This window comes from Clostridium sp. BJN0001 (assembly GCF_022869825.1).
Lineage (GTDB): Bacteria > Bacillota > Clostridia > Clostridiales > Clostridiaceae > Clostridium.
The window spans coordinates 1,484,015-1,499,395 of sequence record NZ_CP094971.1 but is presented as its reverse complement, the minus strand read 5'-3'; the positions used below and the strand labels follow the sequence as shown (position 1 = coordinate 1,499,395).

Sequence of the window (15,381 nt, the reverse complement as noted above, 5' to 3'; positions counted from 1 at the left end):
CAAAAAAAGGGGAACACCTTATGATTGAAAAATTACTTGAAAAAATTGATAAAAATTGCCATAATGTCAATATCGATATGATAAAAAAAGCCTATGATTTCGCAGAGAAATCTCATAACGGACAGAAAAGAGAGTCCGGAGAGCCATATATAATTCATCCGATTGCGGTTGCTGAGATACTTGCAGATCTCGGGATGGATACAAATACAATTATTGCAGGTCTTCTTCATGATGTAATTGAGGATACAAATGCTACATATGAACTTGTAGCAGAAAATTTTAGCAAGGAAGTAGCTGATCTTGTTGAAGGTGTTACAAAACTTACAAAGTTAGGTGAAATGCAGTATAAAACAAAAGAAGAACAGCAAGCTGATAATGTAAGAAAAATGCTTCTTGCAATGGCTAAAGATATACGTGTGATAATAATTAAGCTATCTGATAGACTTCATAATATGCGTACGCTTAAATTCACACCAAAAGAAAAACAAATGAGAAAAGCGAAAGAAACACTTAATATTTATGCTCCTTTAGCACATAGATTAGGTATGTCTAAAATCAAATGGGAACTTGAAGACCTTTGCTTTAGATATTTGAAAGAAGAAGAATATTATAAACTTGTTGATGAAATTGCTGAAAAAAGAGTTGAACGTGAAAATTATATAAATGAAATCGTAAAAGATCTTCACGAAAGATTACAAAATTCTGGAATTACATCTGATATAGAAGGAAGACCTAAACATTTCTATAGTATTTATAGAAAAATGGTCAATAAAAATAAGAGTATAGAACAGATATTTGATCTTACAGCAATAAGAGTTTTGGTAAATTCAGTAAAAGACTGCTATGCAGTACTTGGAATAGTACATACAATATATAGACCTATACCAGGAAGATTTAAAGATTATATAGCTATGCCTAAGCCAAACATGTATCAATCGCTTCATACTACAGTAATTGGACCACAAGGAAAAACATTTGAAATCCAGATAAGAACATTTGAAATGCATAAGACAGCAGAATATGGTATTGCTGCGCATTGGAAATACAAAGAAGGTAATGCTTCCGGAGATTCAAAAGATAAAGGATTTGAAAAGAAACTTGCATGGCTTCGTGATATGCTAGAGTGGCAGAAGGAAACATCTGATGCAGAAGAATTTATGGAAGGATTTAAAATAGATTTATTTTCAGATGAAGTCTTTGTATTTACTCCAAAAGGTGTTGTTATTAATTTATGTGCAGGAGCAACCCCTATTGATTTTGCATATAGAATTCATACAGATGTTGGCAATAGGTGTATAGGTGCGAAAGCTAATAGTAAAATAGTTCCTCTTGATTATAAATTAAAAACAGGTGAAATAGTAGAAATTCTTACATCTTCAAATTCAAAAGGCCCTAAAATGGATTGGCTTAATATTGCAAAAAGTAATCAGGCTAAAAGTAAAATAAAACAGTGGTTTAAAAAAGCTAAAAAAGAAGAAAATATTGCAAAAGGAAAAGAACAGCTTGATAAAGAACTTAAAAAACAGAATGTTTCATTAGCTGAAATCTCAAAAGGTGATACTTATGAGAGACTTATAAAAAGATATAATGTACATAATATTGATGATCTTTATGATATAATTGGTGTTGGAGATATAAGTGTATCTTCATTTATTTCAAAACTTAAAGAAGAAAATGGAATAGAAAAGCCTATACATGAAAAAGAGGATCAAGAGGCTATAACTAAAGCTATTGATGAACATATAGTTAAAACTGAAAACAAAAAATCTGATAATTCATATGGAATTTTTGTTAAGGGTGAAAGCAATCTTATGGTTAGATTTGCTAAATGCTGTAATCCGGTGCCGGGAGATGCAATTCTTGGATATATAACAAAAGGAAGAGGCGTATCAGTTCATAGAAAAGATTGTGAGAATTTAAAAAATCTTATAGATACTGATAAGGAAAGAGTAATTGATGTAAGTTGGGGAACTTCTAAGGGAAATGAGTATTTTGCAGAAATACAGGTTAAAGCAGAGGATAGAAATGGGCTTATTTCGGATTTAATGAGCGTAATCTCTGATAAAAAGCTTCAGCTTAATGCAATTAATGCCAATTTAAATAAACAAGTATATGCTTTTATAAATATAAAATTGAAGATTCCTTCAGTTGATATACTAAAAGATGTTATGAAAAAAATGAAAAAGATAAAAGGTGTAATTGATGTTTATAGGCTTAACAATTAGATAAAAAGGTGATAAAAATGAGAGCGGTAATTCAAAGAGTAAAATCATCATCTGTTAAAGTCTCTGGAAAAATTGTAGGCTCAGTTGATAGAGGATTTAATGTGCTTATAGGAATCACAGATGATGATACAATAGATGATCTTAAATATATAAAAGATAAAATAATTAATCTAAGAATTTTTCATGATGAAAAAGGAAAGATGAATAATTCTATTTTAGATACGAATGGGGAAATTTTATGTATTTCTCAGTTTACATTGTATGGAGACTGTAGAAAAGGTCGCAGACCGAATTTTATGGCAGCTATGAATGGTGATGAAGCGATAAATTTATATAATAAATTTATTTCTTTATTAAAAGAATCAGGTCTTAAGATTGAAGCAGGTATTTTTGGAGCGGATATGGAAGTAAATATCGTAAATGATGGCCCTGTAACAATACTTTTAGACAGCAAAAAAACATTTTAGGAGTGAAGTAGATGATAATAGTAAATTCAATACTGGCAGGACTTTATGAAGAAAACTGCTATCTGTTATTAGATGAAGACAAAAATGAAATTTGCATAATAGATCCAGGTGGAAATAGTAAAAAGATAATAAGAGCGATTAAAAGCATAGGCGGCGTTCCAAAGCTTATCCTTTTAACACATGGTCATGCTGATCATGTAGATGCCGTAGAAGAACTTTCATCACTTTACAATATTCCATTTTATCTTAGTAAAAAAGATGAAGAATATATGATGAAAAATACAGAAATATTTGGAAAATTAAGAAAAGCAGATAAATATTTAAAAGAAAATGATGAAATTAATTTTGCAGGTAAAAAGATAAAAGTAATAGAAACTCCTGGGCATACAAAAGGTTCGGTATCGTTTTTGATAGATAATATGTTATTTACTGGAGATACTCTTTTCCAAGGTTCTGTAGGAAGAACAGATTTTGAAGGCGGTAGCTATGAGGAGATTGTTAAAAGCATAAAAAATAAGCTCTTTAAACTTTCAGATGATATTGATGTTTATCCAGGGCATGGACCAAAAACAAATCTTGGATATGAGAAAGCGATGAATCCGTATATTGATTAAAAAGGACAGAATTATGAAAATAAATATTTATTTAAATGACACAAATTATAATTATCAGGTATTTCAGCTTTTTAATGTTTATTTCCCAATGACTGAAATAAAATTTACGTCATATGATGAATCTTCATATAGACTTATCATAGATGGAAATAATATTACATTTAATAGTATGAAATTAAACAAAAAATCTGAACTAGATGCCTATGATGTTAAAGACTCTATAAGAAGGTTTCTTTTTAGATGTCTAAAAGAAATTACAGGCGATGAGCATCCATGGGGAATACTTATAGGTATAAGACCATCTAAGATAGCACTTAATTATCTAAAAGAAGAAAAATCAGAAGAAGAGATAATAGATATTTTTAAGAATAAATATCTTGCATCTAAAGAAAAAGCAGAACTTTGTATTAAAGTTGCAAAAAATGAAGAAAAGTTTGTTAACAGAGATCAAAATACTGTTTCTGTATATATAGGCATGCCTTTTTGTCCAACTAGATGTTTGTACTGCTCTTTTGTATCAAATTCTCTTAAAACAAATGGCAAGATGGTCGTACCATATCTTGAAGCCCTTAGAAAAGAAATAAGAGCTTTAGGAAGTTACATAAAAGAAAAAAATTTAAAAATAGAGTGTGTCTATTTTGGAGGAGGTACTCCAACAGCTGTGAGTGATGGAGAGTTTATGATGGTTATGGATGAAATCTATAATGCGTTTATAAAAGATTCGAATGAAACTGAGTTTACAGTTGAATGTGGAAGACCTGATACAATTACAGAAAATAAGCTTAAGACAATGAAAGAATGCATGGTTAAGAGAATCAGTATAAATCCTCAAACTATGAATGATAAGACTCTTCACTTAATTGGAAGAACTCATTCAAAAAGTGATATTATTGAAAAATTTAATCTTGCAAGAAAGCTTGGATTTGATGATATCAATATGGATATAATTATAGGACTTCCTAATGAAACTCAATCTGAAATGACTGTAACTAAAAATGAACTTTTAAAACTTAAACCTGATAGTATTACAGTACATGGACTTTCTTTAAAAAGAGGCTCGAGAATGCATGAAGAGTTTGTACTTAATAAGGGAATAAAGATGACAGAACATAAAGAAATACTTAAAATGTATCAGATTTCGAGAAATTTAGTATCTGAGCTTAAGCTTTCTCCTTACTATATGTATAGACAGAAAAACATGGTGGGAAATCTTGAAAATGTCGGTTATTGTAAAGATGGAAAAGAATGTCACTATAATATTCAGATGATTGAGGAAAGAGAGACAACAATTGCTCTAGGAGCAGGAGCGGTTTCTAAAATTGTTAATTTTTCTGGAAATAAGATAGATAGATATCCTAATTTAAAAAATGTAACTGAATATGTAAATAGAGTTGATTCACTTATTGATGGTAAAATTAGTTTATTAGATACTATATATAAATAAAGATTAAATCATTGTTTATTTATATTGCAAAGAGTATTATAATACTTATGGGCAATTAACGATAAACAAATTTAGAATTGTTATTGTAAAATTGTATATAAAAAGACATTTTAGTTTAAAATTGTATGTAATAATAATAACAAAAAATATTTTAAAATAATATTTAGCTAAAAAGCATCTTAAAGTAAAGATGTATAAAAAAAGAGAGAAATGTTAAATATTAAAGGAGGAATAATAAAAATGGGTGAAGCCTTAAATGGATTAAAACGTACTATGATGTGCGCAGAACCATCTAAAAACGAAATTGATAAAACAGTTACGTTAATGGGATGGGTTCAGAAAAATAGAAAACTTGGAGGTCTTGAATTTATTGATCTAAGAGACAGAACTGGAATTATGCAGGTCGTTTTTGGAGAAAAAATAAATAAAGAAGCTTTTGAAAAAGCTAAGACAGTTAAACCTGAATACTGTATTGCAGTTACAGGAAAGGTTGTAAAAAGACAAGATATAAATGAAGAGATGAAGACAGGATATGTAGAGCTTCAGTGCGAAAGTATAAAAATACTTTCAGAATCTTTAACTCCGCCTATTTATATAAAAGAAAATCTTGATGCAGCTGAAAATATAAGACTTAAGTATAGATACCTTGATCTTAGAAGACCTGATATGCAAAAGATTTTTATGATAAGAAGTAAGACAACTAAAGCTATTCGTGAATACTTATATAATAAGGAATTTTTAGATGTTGAAACACCAATTTTAACAAAGAGTACTCCTGAAGGTGCAAGAGATTATCTTGTTCCATCAAGAAATTTCCCTGGAAAGTTTTATGCACTTCCACAGTCACCACAGCTTTTAAAACAGCTTCTTATGATATCTGGATTTGATAAATATTTTCAGATAGCTAAGTGCTTTAGAGACGAGGATTTAAGAGCAAACAGACAGCCTGAATTTACACAAGTCGATATGGAAATGAGCTTCGTTGAAGAAGACGATGTAATGGAAATGGCTGAAGGTCTTATTGCATACATATTTAAAGAAATTGCTAACGTAGATGTTAAACTTCCTATAAAGAGAATGACATTTAAAGAAGCAATGGAAAAATACGGATCAGATAAGCCAGATGTAAGATTTAAAATGCTTATAACTGATATTTCAGATGATGTTAAAGACATGGACTTTAATGTATTTAAATCAGCAATTGAAAATGGTGGATCAGTAAGAGCATTATGTTTAAAAGGTGGAGCTTTTCTTGGAAGAAAGCCTCTTGATAAACTTGGAGAATTCGTTAAGACATATAAAGCTAAAGGTCTTGCATGGATTCAGCTTAAAGAAAATGGAATTAAATCTTCAATTGCAAAATTCTTAACTGATGAAGTTACAGAAAAGATTGTTAAGACAATGGATGCTGAAACAGGAGATGCAATTTTAATAGTTGCAGATAAGAATCCTGTAGTATTCCAGAGCCTTGGTGCTTTAAGAATTGAACTTTCAAAACAATTTGATCTTGTTAAAGATAAAAATGAATATAACTTTACATGGGTAACTGAATTCCCATTATTCGAATGGAGCGATGAAGAAGGCAGATACATGGCATGCCATCATCCATTTACAGCACCTATGGATGAAGATCTTGAATTTGTTGAATCAGATCAAGGAAAAGTACGTTCAAAAGCATACGATTTAGTATTAAATGGTGAAGAACTTGGTGGAGGATCTATAAGAATACATGATACAGCTATTCAGGAAAGAATGCTTAAAGCACTTGGATTTAGTAAAGAAGCTGCATGGAACAATTTTGGATTCTTGCTTCAAGCATTAAAATATGGAGCACCACCACACGGTGGTCTTGCATTTGGACTTGATAGAATGATTATGTTCTTAGCAAGAACAGAAAATATTAAGGATGTTATTGCATTCCCTAAGAATCAAAATGCTTTCTGTTATTTAACTGAAGCACCAAATGTTGTAGATAAGAAACAGCTTGATGAATTAAAGTTATCAAGTACTAAAATCGAAGAAGATTCTGATAAATAGAAATAAGTACGAAAAGAATAAGATTGATGCAAAATTGCATTAATCTTATTCTTTTTTTATCTGAATTATCATTTATTCAGCTAGATTTTCAATAGATTGCTAAAAATAACTAGAAAAAAGGCTTAAATAGCATTATAATAAAAATAACATATTCATTTTACAATTTTTAAGGGGGCAGGTATATGAAGAAGATTAAAATTGCACTTTTAGGTCTAGGTACTGTAGGCCGAGGTGTTTGGATGATATTAAATTCAAATAAAGAAGAAATAAGAAAAAGAGCAGGATATGAAGTAGAAGTATCTAAAATACTTGTAAGGAATAAAAATAAAAAAAGAGGGGTAGATGTTCCTGACAATTTAATTACGACTGATTATAATGATATATTAAATGATGATTCTATAAAGATAGTTATTGAAGTTATGGGTGGGATGAATCCTGCTAAAGAATATATATTAAAAGCCATGAAAAATAAGAAACATGTTGTAACAGCAAATAAGATGCTTCTTGCAACTGATGGTGATGAACTATTTAAGATGTCTAACAATATGGGAGTTATGCTAAAGTATGAGGCTAGTGTAGCAGGTGGAATTCCTATAATTAAAGGTATAGATGAAAGTCTTACTGCAAATAAAATAGAAAAGCTTTATGGTATAGTAAATGGAACAACAAACTATATTTTAAGTAAAATGGAACTTGAAGGTTCTTCATTTGAAAATGCATTAAAAGAAGCTCAAGATAAAGGCTATGCAGAAGCAGATCCTACATCAGATGTTGAAGGATATGATGCACAGTATAAGCTTGCTATTTTAGCATCTCTTGCATTTGGAACAAAGATTGATCTTGAAAAAGTATATAGAGAAGGTATTACAAAGATTGAATCTGTTGATATGCAGTATGCAAAAGAATTTAAGATGGGTATTAAGCTTCTTGCTATTGCTAAAGAAACAGATGGTAAAATAGAGCTTAGAGTTCATCCTACAATGGTACCGAAAAAGCATCCTTTATCAAACATTTATGATTCATTCAACGCTGTTTTTATTAATGGTAATGCAGTTGGAGATGTTATGTTTTATGGAAGAGGAGCAGGGGATCTTCCAACAGGAAGTGCTGTTGTTTCTGATATAGTCTCTATAATAAGAAGTGGTATTCAAAATGAAGTTTCAGAAGTTAATAATAATCTTTGGGATAGAGAAATTCTTCCTATGAAGGATGTAAAGAGTAAGTTTTATCTTAGAGTTTCTGTAAAAGATGAACCAGGAGTATTGTCTGATATTACTTCAGTGCTTGGAAAGAATAATGTAAGTATAAGATCAGTCATTCAAAAAGGTGAAGAAAATGAAGACGGAAACGTTACTATAGTAATAGTTACACATATGACAACAGAAGGCGAATTTAAAAAAGCTATGAAACAAATTGGAGATCTTAAAAATGTAGTTGAGATTGAGAATATGATAAGAATAGAAGATTTTAAATAATATTTATTAGTAATATAAAAGAAGGGCTTTAATAGCCCTTCTTTTATATTGAAATAATTAATTTAAGCCTAATAGCTCGGTCGTTTCAGTGGTTGAAATATTTTTCATAACAGAAACTTCATCAACGAGAAATCTTCGTGCCGTTTTTAAAAGTTGTTTTTCAGAAGAATTTAAATTCTTATTCTTTTTTATTAGCATCAAATCATGCACTACTTCAGCACTATTTTCAAGAGTACCAGTTTTTATTTTATTAAAATTCAATTGGTATCTTTCCTTAAATGATAAATCGTTATATTCAGATGAACTATCATCATCACTTAAAACATTTATAACATTTGTTAATTCTGAATTATCACTAATTTTTCTTAGATTAGAAGTCTCTATTCTATCTGTTGGAATCATTATTTCCATGTCGTTAGATAGAATTTTGATTTTTAAGTATTCTTTCTCCTCATCTGATATTGTTTTATTTTCTATTTTTTCGATAATACCTATCCCCTGCATAGGGTAAACTACTTTGTCACCGATAGAAAACAATTATATCACCTCCTTTATTATATATTTATATTATACCACAAAACTCAAAAAATATAAAACTTTATAATAGCATATATAGATATAACAGTCAATAAGTATAGGACAAATAGTTAAAGAAAATTTTAAACGACGGTAATAAACATTTTTTACAATAATTTTCTAACAAATGATGAAGTATTTTACTATTTCAAAATTAATATTATGAATTTTTAATAGAATATAAGAAATATACTCTAAATTTATTCATTGAAGATAAGAAATACATAATGTAAAATAAAGTAAATTAAATTAATTAAGGGATGAGGTTATGAAAAAGGGAAGAGGATTATATTGTAAAAAGTATTTGGAAGAAGCAAAGATAAATAATAAGAATAAAAAATTAATAATGGATAGAATGAATTCATATAGTGTGATTATAAAAAATGGGATAGAAAGATATGAAGAAGCAAGAAAAAAATTTATTGCTATGGTTATTCTTAGTTTCCTTTTGTACAAAATATATTATTTAGCGATTCCACTAATTTTAACTGCTATAATTTTCCTTCTTATATCATTCAGTAATATACGTTTTTATAGAATGAACTGTATTATTGATAAAATATCATATGACATATCTTTTAAAGGAATATTTGACAGAAATAAAATTGATGATATGCTTTATGAGTTTAAAAATCAGTATCCATGTAAATCTATTGAGTATAAAGAACTTTTAAAAACAATAAGCATGATAGAAAAATTTATTACTAAAATAGAAGAACTCCTAAAAAATAATACTAAAGGTAAAATTAATATAAATAAAATTCGTAATGATGATAAAAGAATATTGTGCTGTGTTAACAATGGTAAAATTATGTATTTTGATAAAGCAGTAGAATTTTTTGATGGTAGTAAAAAACAGGTCGTAAAACTTAAAGATTCAAAAAATGAAAACAATCTCACGATTTATCTTTATAGAAAAAAAGCTTAAGAAAGATAGATAAAATCTTATAATTAATTAATATTTGATATAATTCTTTTAAATAATGTAGTAAAATATAGTAAGATATTATATAGAAGAGGAGTATTGAATATGAAAATTGAATGGAATAAGAAATATACTACAATTTCCATATATGCTTTTCTAGTATCATGTGCAGTAATTATTTTCTTTAAATGTATATCAGAATTTGAAAAATTACTGGATAAAATAAGCGCTGCACTAAGTATACTAGAGCCATTTATTATAGGATTTGCAATTGCATATATTTTGAATTTTGTATTAAAATTTTTTGAAAATAATATATTTAGTATAGGTTTTATAAAAAAACTAAATTTAAATAGTAAAATTAAAAGGTGTTTTTCATTATTTTTAACATATATAGTAACAGCACTTTTGATTTTTACATTTACAAAATTTATGCTTCCTCAGCTTGTTTCTAGTATAATTGGACTAGTTAATGATATTCCGTTGTACATAAATGAATCAGTTAAGTTTACAGACAAGCTTTTGATGAATTTAAACATTCAGAATGAATATCTTAGAATATTGAATGGAAATTTTAATGAATTTATAAATTACATAATAAAACTAGGAACAAATTTCATACCTATAATTGGAAGCGTTTTAGGAATGATTGCATCAAGCATATGGAATATTATTTTAGGGACAATAATATCAATGTATCTTTTAATTGATAAAGAGCGATTCTGTGCTCTTTCAAAAAAAATAGTCTGTGCATTATTTAGCAAGAGAATATCTGATAAATTGCTTTATATTGTAAATATGACTAATGATACATTTGGAAATTTTATTGTTGGAAAAATATTAGATTCATTTATAATAGGAGTGCTTACATTTATTGTTCTTACTGTAACTAAGATGCCGTATAATCTTTTAATAGCAGTAATAATAGGAATAACTAATATTATTCCATTTTTTGGACCAATAATAGGAGCTGTTCCTGCAATTATAATAATTTTATTTGTATCACCAATAAAGGCTTTATGGTTTATTTTGATAATACTTATAATTCAGCAACTTGATGGTAATGTAATAGGACCTAAGATATTAGGAAATTCAATAGGTATTTCTGCATTTTGGATATTATTTGCAATACTTGTTACAGGTAAGTTCCTTGGAATTATAGGAATGATAATAGGGGTTCCTTTATTTGCTGTAATATATGTATTAATTAAAAATGAGATAGAGGATCGTTTAAGAAAAAAAGGATTAAAAATAAGAACAGAAGATTATATAAAAAATAGAAATGAGGCGCATAGTGATGATGAAAATTAAGGGTGTAATATTCGACATGGATGGAGTTTTAGTTGATACAGAAATACCATCATTTAATGCTTTTAAAACTGTAATGAAAGATTATGGATATTCAATGGATATGAAATTTTATCTAACCTTAATAGGAAGAAATGTAAAAGCATGTAAAAAACTTTTTATGGATTTTTATGGAGATGATATTCCATTTGATGAAATTTATAAAAAAAAGAGAAAAATATCTATAGATACAGTTGATAATACTCCTAATATAGCTAAAAAAGGTCTAGATGATATAATGAGATATCTTAAAGATAATGGGTATAAAATAGCTGTTGCAACATCAACATCAAGGGGAAGAGCATCTGAACTTTTAGATAGAATAGGAGTTTTAAATATATCAGATTATTTAATATGTGGAGATCAGGTAGTAAATTCAAAACCAAATCCTGAAATATTTTTAAAAGCTGCAGCAGGATTAAAATTAGATGTAGATAACTGTCTTGTTATAGAAGATTCTGATGCAGGAGTTATAGCAGCAAGTAGAGCATCAATAAAATCAATCCAGGTTCCTGATTTAAAGAAATTAGAAAAAACAAATGAAAACCTTCCAATAGCAGTGCTTAATGATCTTAGCGAGGTTAAAGAGTATCTTATAAAAAATAATTAAAAAATTATCATACTTATATGGTAATTAAAAACCTTTTATGATATAATAGTTACTATAAAAGAAATAGGGGGATTAATCTATGAATAAAGAAAATAATATATTTAAGTTTATAACAGTTCTGATACCAGTGTATATTATAATCGCACTACTTTTGCTCATTTTTAACAGACTTATATTTGATTTTAGTTTAAATGCATTTCTTATTTCAATAATTTTTGTGTTATGTTCATTAGGATTTGGAATACTAAAAAAGGATAAAAGATATATAATGGCATCTGCTATAGTGTTTTTAGTATATGCGGTTACCGCATTATTTTTTAGTCCTATTATAAATTATAAATCTCATAGAAATTTAATAGGAAATATAGAAGAAGTAGATTTTTCGAGTGAAATTAAATATATAGATTTAAATCAGCTTCCTACTATTGATAAAGATTTAGCATTTAAGCTTGCAGACAAAAAACTTGGAGAAATATCTAGTCTTGGAAGTCAGGTAACAGTTGGTGAGTTAACTCTTCAGTCAATAAATGGCGAACTTTATTATGTTGCACCTCTTGAGCATTCATCATTTTTAAAATGGTTTTCTAATAGAGTTGGTACTCAAGGATACATAAAGGTTAGTGCTACTAACCAAAATGATGTGCAGCTTGTAACAAATCTTAATGGAGAAGATCTGCATATTAAGTATCTTGATTCATCATATATCTTTAGTAGCCTTAAAAGAGCAGCATATTTAAGAGATATGAAAGCAGGACACACTGATTTTACTTTTGAATTAGATGATACAGGAAAACCTTATTACGTTATTACAAGATACGATAATGCAGTAGGCATTGAAGAAAGTAAAGCTATAGGTGTACTTGTTATGGATGCTCAAACTGGTGAGTCAAATACTTACGGCATAGAAGATGCACCAGAGTGGATAGATAGAATACAGCCAATGGAGTATACAAATAGATATCTTAATAAGTGGGGAAAGCTTGTTCATGGTATTTTAAACTTTACTGATAAAGATAAGCTTGAAACAACTGATGGAATGACAATGATATATAATAATAATAATAAATGTTATTATTATACTGGAATAACTTCAGTAGGTAGTGATGAATCATTAGTTGGTTTTACTCTTACAGATACAAGAACTGGAAAGACTATGATGTATAAAACATCAGGAGCAACTGAAAATGCAGGAATGAAATCTGCAGAAGGAAAAGTTCAGCAGTATGAATATACAGCAACATTCCCATATTTAATTAATATACAGAATGAACCTACTTATTTTATGACACTTAAAGATTCTAATGGTCTTGTAAAACAATATGCCATGGTTAATGTGAAAAATTATAATACTATTGGTGTAGGAGATAGTGTTCAGTCAGCACTTAATAAATACTTAGAATCTCTTACTGATACTAATATTTCTTTAAAAGGTGGAAATAATGACCAAGAAATTAGTGGAGAGGTTGAAAGAATTGGGCTCGTATTAAAAGATGGAAATAGTATTTATGATATAAAGCTTAAAGGTGATGATAACATTTATTCAGTATCTACAGAAATAGCACGAGAAGCAGCACTTACAAAGATAGGAGATACTGTAGATATAAAATATATTAAAGTTGGAGACAACAAATATATAATTGTTAATTCATTTTCAAATGTTTCTTCAAATAATGAAGAAGAGCAAAAATAAAATTAAAGTAAATGTTCATAATATTAATCTAATAATTTAATATAAAAAGGTCTTCACATTTTGTGAGGATCTTTTTTTAGTATATTTTCATATTAATTGTCTATAATAGAATGAATTAGTGTCACGTATAGTAAAAAAAAGTATGCTGCTGGTTCTTTTAATAGAAATCTTTTGTTATATTATATAATTGATGACAAATGATATGGAGGTATTTTAATGAATACATTAATTAAGGCTGATGATACATGGACATTATTATCGATAATGTTAATTTCTGTTGCAGTTTCAATATATCTTGAACAGAAATATAAGTGGGCATCTAAAATATCAGGAGCAATTATAGTTTTAATATTTGCGCTTGTATTTACAAACTTAAATATAATTCCGACAAGCTGTCCTTTATATGATGATGTAATATGGGGATTTGCAGTTCCAATGGCTATTCCTCTTCTTTTAATTCAATGCAATATGAAGAAAATATGGAAAGAATCTGGAAGAATGCTTATAATATTTTTAATTGGCTCTTTAGGTTCATGTATAGGTGCTGTTTTTAGCTTCTTTATGCTTAAAGATTATATTCCTGAGCTTAATAAAGTAGCTGCTATGATGACAGGATCATATATAGGAGGAGGTATTAATTATACTGCCTTAGCTGATGCTTTTAATACATCAAAAACAATAATATCGGCAACTACAGTAGCAGATAATTTAGTTACAGCATGTTCAATATTTGCGCTTCTTACGATTCCATCTATGGAATTTATAAAAAAACATTTCAAACATCCACATATTGATTTAATTGAATCAAAATCATGTAAATCTGAGGATGAGAATATAGTAGCAAAATATTGGTCAAAAAAAGAAATTTCTTTAAAAGATATTGCTATAGATTTTGCATATGCAGCACTTGTTGTTACATTATCAAAATTTATATCATCTTCATTATCTAGTATAATACCTAAAGGTAATATGGTACTTGATATGTTTAATACTTTCTTTGGGAGTCAGTATGTATGGATTACTACAATTTCAATTATTATATCTACTGGATTTGAAAAAAGAATTAAAACTTTATCAGGTTATAATGAAATAGGAACTTACTTAATTTATTTATTTTTCTTTGTAATAGGTGTACCTGCATCGATTAAATTGATAATTTTGAATGCTCCATTATTATTCGTATTTACATTTACTATAGCAGCAACAAATATTATTTTTTGTCTTGTCTTTGGTAAAATATTAAAATTTGATATTGAAGATATTGTTCTTGCATCAAATGCAAATATAGGAGGACCTACAACTGCAGCTGCGATGGCAATATCAAAGGGATGGACTAAACTTGTTGGACCAGTTATGCTTATTGGAACTTTAGGATATGTTCTTGGAACGTATCTTGGAATAATAATAGGAAGCATTTTAGGAGCTTAAACTTTAATTTTAAAGCTGTCATAGAAATATGACAGCCTTTTTTTACTGATTATTTATATGGATAAAAATTGTAATTAAGTTTTAATGTAAAAAAATTAGCATATAATGAATAATGATGTATAATAATACAAGGAAAGGGGGAACTATGTTTAAATATTCAGATGGTAAAATAGTTTTATATGGTATAAAAAATTTAGCAAGTAAGATTGATAATGTAACAGCTATGCTGAATATAAAAGAAAAAATATTTGAAGTAAAGCTCATAATGATAGAGGCAATTACGAATGCTTTTTATCATGGAAATATGGGTAATTCTAAAAAACCAATAATTATAACATGGTCTTTAGACAAAGATAGTATAAATATTTCTGTAAAAGACTGTGGAAGTAGAAAATTTGGTTATGAAGATATTAAAAAATCAGATGATAATATATTATCAGAATCGGGTAGAGGATTAGAGATTATAAAATCATATAGCGATGAAGTAAAAATAGGAAAAGGCGTTATCAGCATTAAGAAAATTTTACTTTAAAATCTAAAAAG

13 protein-coding genes are annotated in these 15,381 nt (G+C 28.1%); 12 read left to right on the top strand and 1 reads right to left on the bottom strand.

The window, feature by feature from the left end; all coding sequences use genetic code 11:
- The first annotated feature begins 20 nt into the window (after positions 1–20).
- From MTX53_RS07215 to MTX53_RS07190, 6 genes are all read left to right on the top strand, one after another.
- Positions 21–2,225: a bifunctional (p)ppGpp synthetase/guanosine-3',5'-bis(diphosphate) 3'-pyrophosphohydrolase gene (locus MTX53_RS07215; protein WP_244833047.1), complete on the top strand. Its 2,205-nt coding sequence runs from the start codon at positions 21–23 to the stop codon at positions 2,223–2,225.
- Between the two features lie 17 nt (positions 2,226–2,242).
- Positions 2,243–2,692 carry a D-aminoacyl-tRNA deacylase gene (dtd, locus tag MTX53_RS07210; protein ID WP_244833046.1) on the top strand — a complete coding sequence of 150 codons (450 nt, stop codon included), beginning with the start codon at positions 2,243–2,245 and terminating at the stop codon, positions 2,690–2,692.
- Positions 2,693–2,706: 14 nt separating this feature from the next.
- Positions 2,707–3,306 (top strand): MBL fold metallo-hydrolase, encoded by a 600-nt coding sequence (locus tag MTX53_RS07205; protein ID WP_244835475.1) that lies wholly within the window; start codon positions 2,707–2,709, stop codon positions 3,304–3,306.
- A gap of 13 nt (positions 3,307–3,319) precedes the next feature.
- The gene (locus MTX53_RS07200) at positions 3,320–4,750 is read left to right on the top strand and encodes a coproporphyrinogen III oxidase (RefSeq protein ID WP_244833045.1); all 1,431 of its coding nucleotides are present in this window, start codon (positions 3,320–3,322) and stop codon (positions 4,748–4,750) included.
- A gap of 240 nt (positions 4,751–4,990) precedes the next feature.
- The gene (aspS, locus tag MTX53_RS07195) at positions 4,991–6,787 is read left to right on the top strand and encodes an aspartate--tRNA ligase (protein WP_244833044.1); all 1,797 of its coding nucleotides are present in this window, start codon (positions 4,991–4,993) and stop codon (positions 6,785–6,787) included.
- A gap of 182 nt (positions 6,788–6,969) precedes the next feature.
- Positions 6,970–8,262, top strand: a complete 1,293-nt coding sequence (locus MTX53_RS07190; RefSeq protein WP_244833043.1) for a homoserine dehydrogenase — start codon at positions 6,970–6,972, stop codon at positions 8,260–8,262.
- Positions 8,263–8,319: 57 nt separating this feature from the next.
- On the opposite strand, the gene MTX53_RS07185 is transcribed toward MTX53_RS07190, so the two are convergent.
- The gene (locus MTX53_RS07185; RefSeq protein ID WP_244833042.1) at positions 8,320–8,799 is read right to left on the bottom strand and encodes a CarD family transcriptional regulator; all 480 of its coding nucleotides are present in this window, start codon (positions 8,797–8,799) and stop codon (positions 8,320–8,322) included.
- Positions 8,800–9,106: 307 nt separating this feature from the next.
- On the opposite strand from MTX53_RS07185, the gene MTX53_RS07180 reads away from it, so the two are divergent.
- The 6 genes from MTX53_RS07180 to MTX53_RS07155 all read left to right on the top strand — a co-directional run bounded on the left by MTX53_RS07180 (position 9,107) and on the right by MTX53_RS07155 (position 15,370).
- Positions 9,107–9,766: a hypothetical protein gene (locus MTX53_RS07180; RefSeq protein WP_244833041.1), complete on the top strand. Its 660-nt coding sequence runs from the start codon at positions 9,107–9,109 to the stop codon at positions 9,764–9,766.
- A 102-nt stretch (positions 9,767–9,868) separates the two neighbouring features.
- Positions 9,869–11,074 (top strand): AI-2E family transporter, encoded by a 1,206-nt coding sequence (locus tag MTX53_RS07175; RefSeq protein ID WP_244833040.1) that lies wholly within the window; start codon positions 9,869–9,871, stop codon positions 11,072–11,074.
- On the top strand, positions 11,061–11,720 hold the full coding sequence (locus tag MTX53_RS07170) for an HAD family phosphatase (RefSeq protein ID WP_244833039.1): 660 nt from the start codon (positions 11,061–11,063) through the stop codon (positions 11,718–11,720). The genes MTX53_RS07175 and MTX53_RS07170 overlap by 14 nt, the downstream gene beginning before the upstream one ends.
- Positions 11,721–11,799: 79 nt before the next feature.
- Complete coding sequence (locus MTX53_RS07165) at positions 11,800–13,410, top strand: cell shape-determining protein (RefSeq protein ID WP_244833038.1); 1,611 nt, start codon at positions 11,800–11,802, stop codon at positions 13,408–13,410.
- 216 nt (positions 13,411–13,626) lie between these two features.
- Entirely contained in the window at positions 13,627–14,838 is a 1,212-nt protein-coding gene (locus MTX53_RS07160; protein WP_244833037.1) for a DUF819 family protein, read from the top strand.
- Between the two features lie 145 nt (positions 14,839–14,983).
- Positions 14,984–15,370 carry an ATP-binding protein gene (locus MTX53_RS07155; protein ID WP_244833036.1) on the top strand — a complete coding sequence of 129 codons (387 nt, stop codon included), beginning with the start codon at positions 14,984–14,986 and terminating at the stop codon, positions 15,368–15,370.
- Positions 15,371–15,381: the final 11 nt, after the last annotated feature.

Excerpts from the sequence above, each read along its gene's own strand:
- MTX53_RS07215 (WP_244833047.1), top strand. The coding sequence starts at position 21 with ATGATTGAAAAATTACTTGAAAAAATTGATAAAAATTGCCATAATGTC.
- dtd (WP_244833046.1), top strand. The coding sequence starts at position 2,243 with ATGAGAGCGGTAATTCAAAGAGTAAAATCATCATCTGTTAAAGTCTCT.
- MTX53_RS07200 (WP_244833045.1), top strand. The coding sequence starts at position 3,320 with ATGAAAATAAATATTTATTTAAATGACACAAATTATAATTATCAGGTA.
- aspS (WP_244833044.1), top strand. The coding sequence starts at position 4,991 with ATGGGTGAAGCCTTAAATGGATTAAAACGTACTATGATGTGCGCAGAA.
- MTX53_RS07190 (WP_244833043.1), top strand. The coding sequence starts at position 6,970 with ATGAAGAAGATTAAAATTGCACTTTTAGGTCTAGGTACTGTAGGCCGA.
- MTX53_RS07180 (WP_244833041.1), top strand. The coding sequence starts at position 9,107 with ATGAAAAAGGGAAGAGGATTATATTGTAAAAAGTATTTGGAAGAAGCA.
- MTX53_RS07175 (WP_244833040.1), top strand. The coding sequence starts at position 9,869 with ATGAAAATTGAATGGAATAAGAAATATACTACAATTTCCATATATGCT.
- MTX53_RS07170 (WP_244833039.1), top strand. The coding sequence starts at position 11,061 with ATGATGAAAATTAAGGGTGTAATATTCGACATGGATGGAGTTTTAGTT.
- MTX53_RS07165 (WP_244833038.1), top strand. The coding sequence starts at position 11,800 with ATGAATAAAGAAAATAATATATTTAAGTTTATAACAGTTCTGATACCA.
- MTX53_RS07160 (WP_244833037.1), top strand. The coding sequence starts at position 13,627 with ATGAATACATTAATTAAGGCTGATGATACATGGACATTATTATCGATA.
- MTX53_RS07155 (WP_244833036.1), top strand. The coding sequence starts at position 14,984 with ATGTTTAAATATTCAGATGGTAAAATAGTTTTATATGGTATAAAAAAT.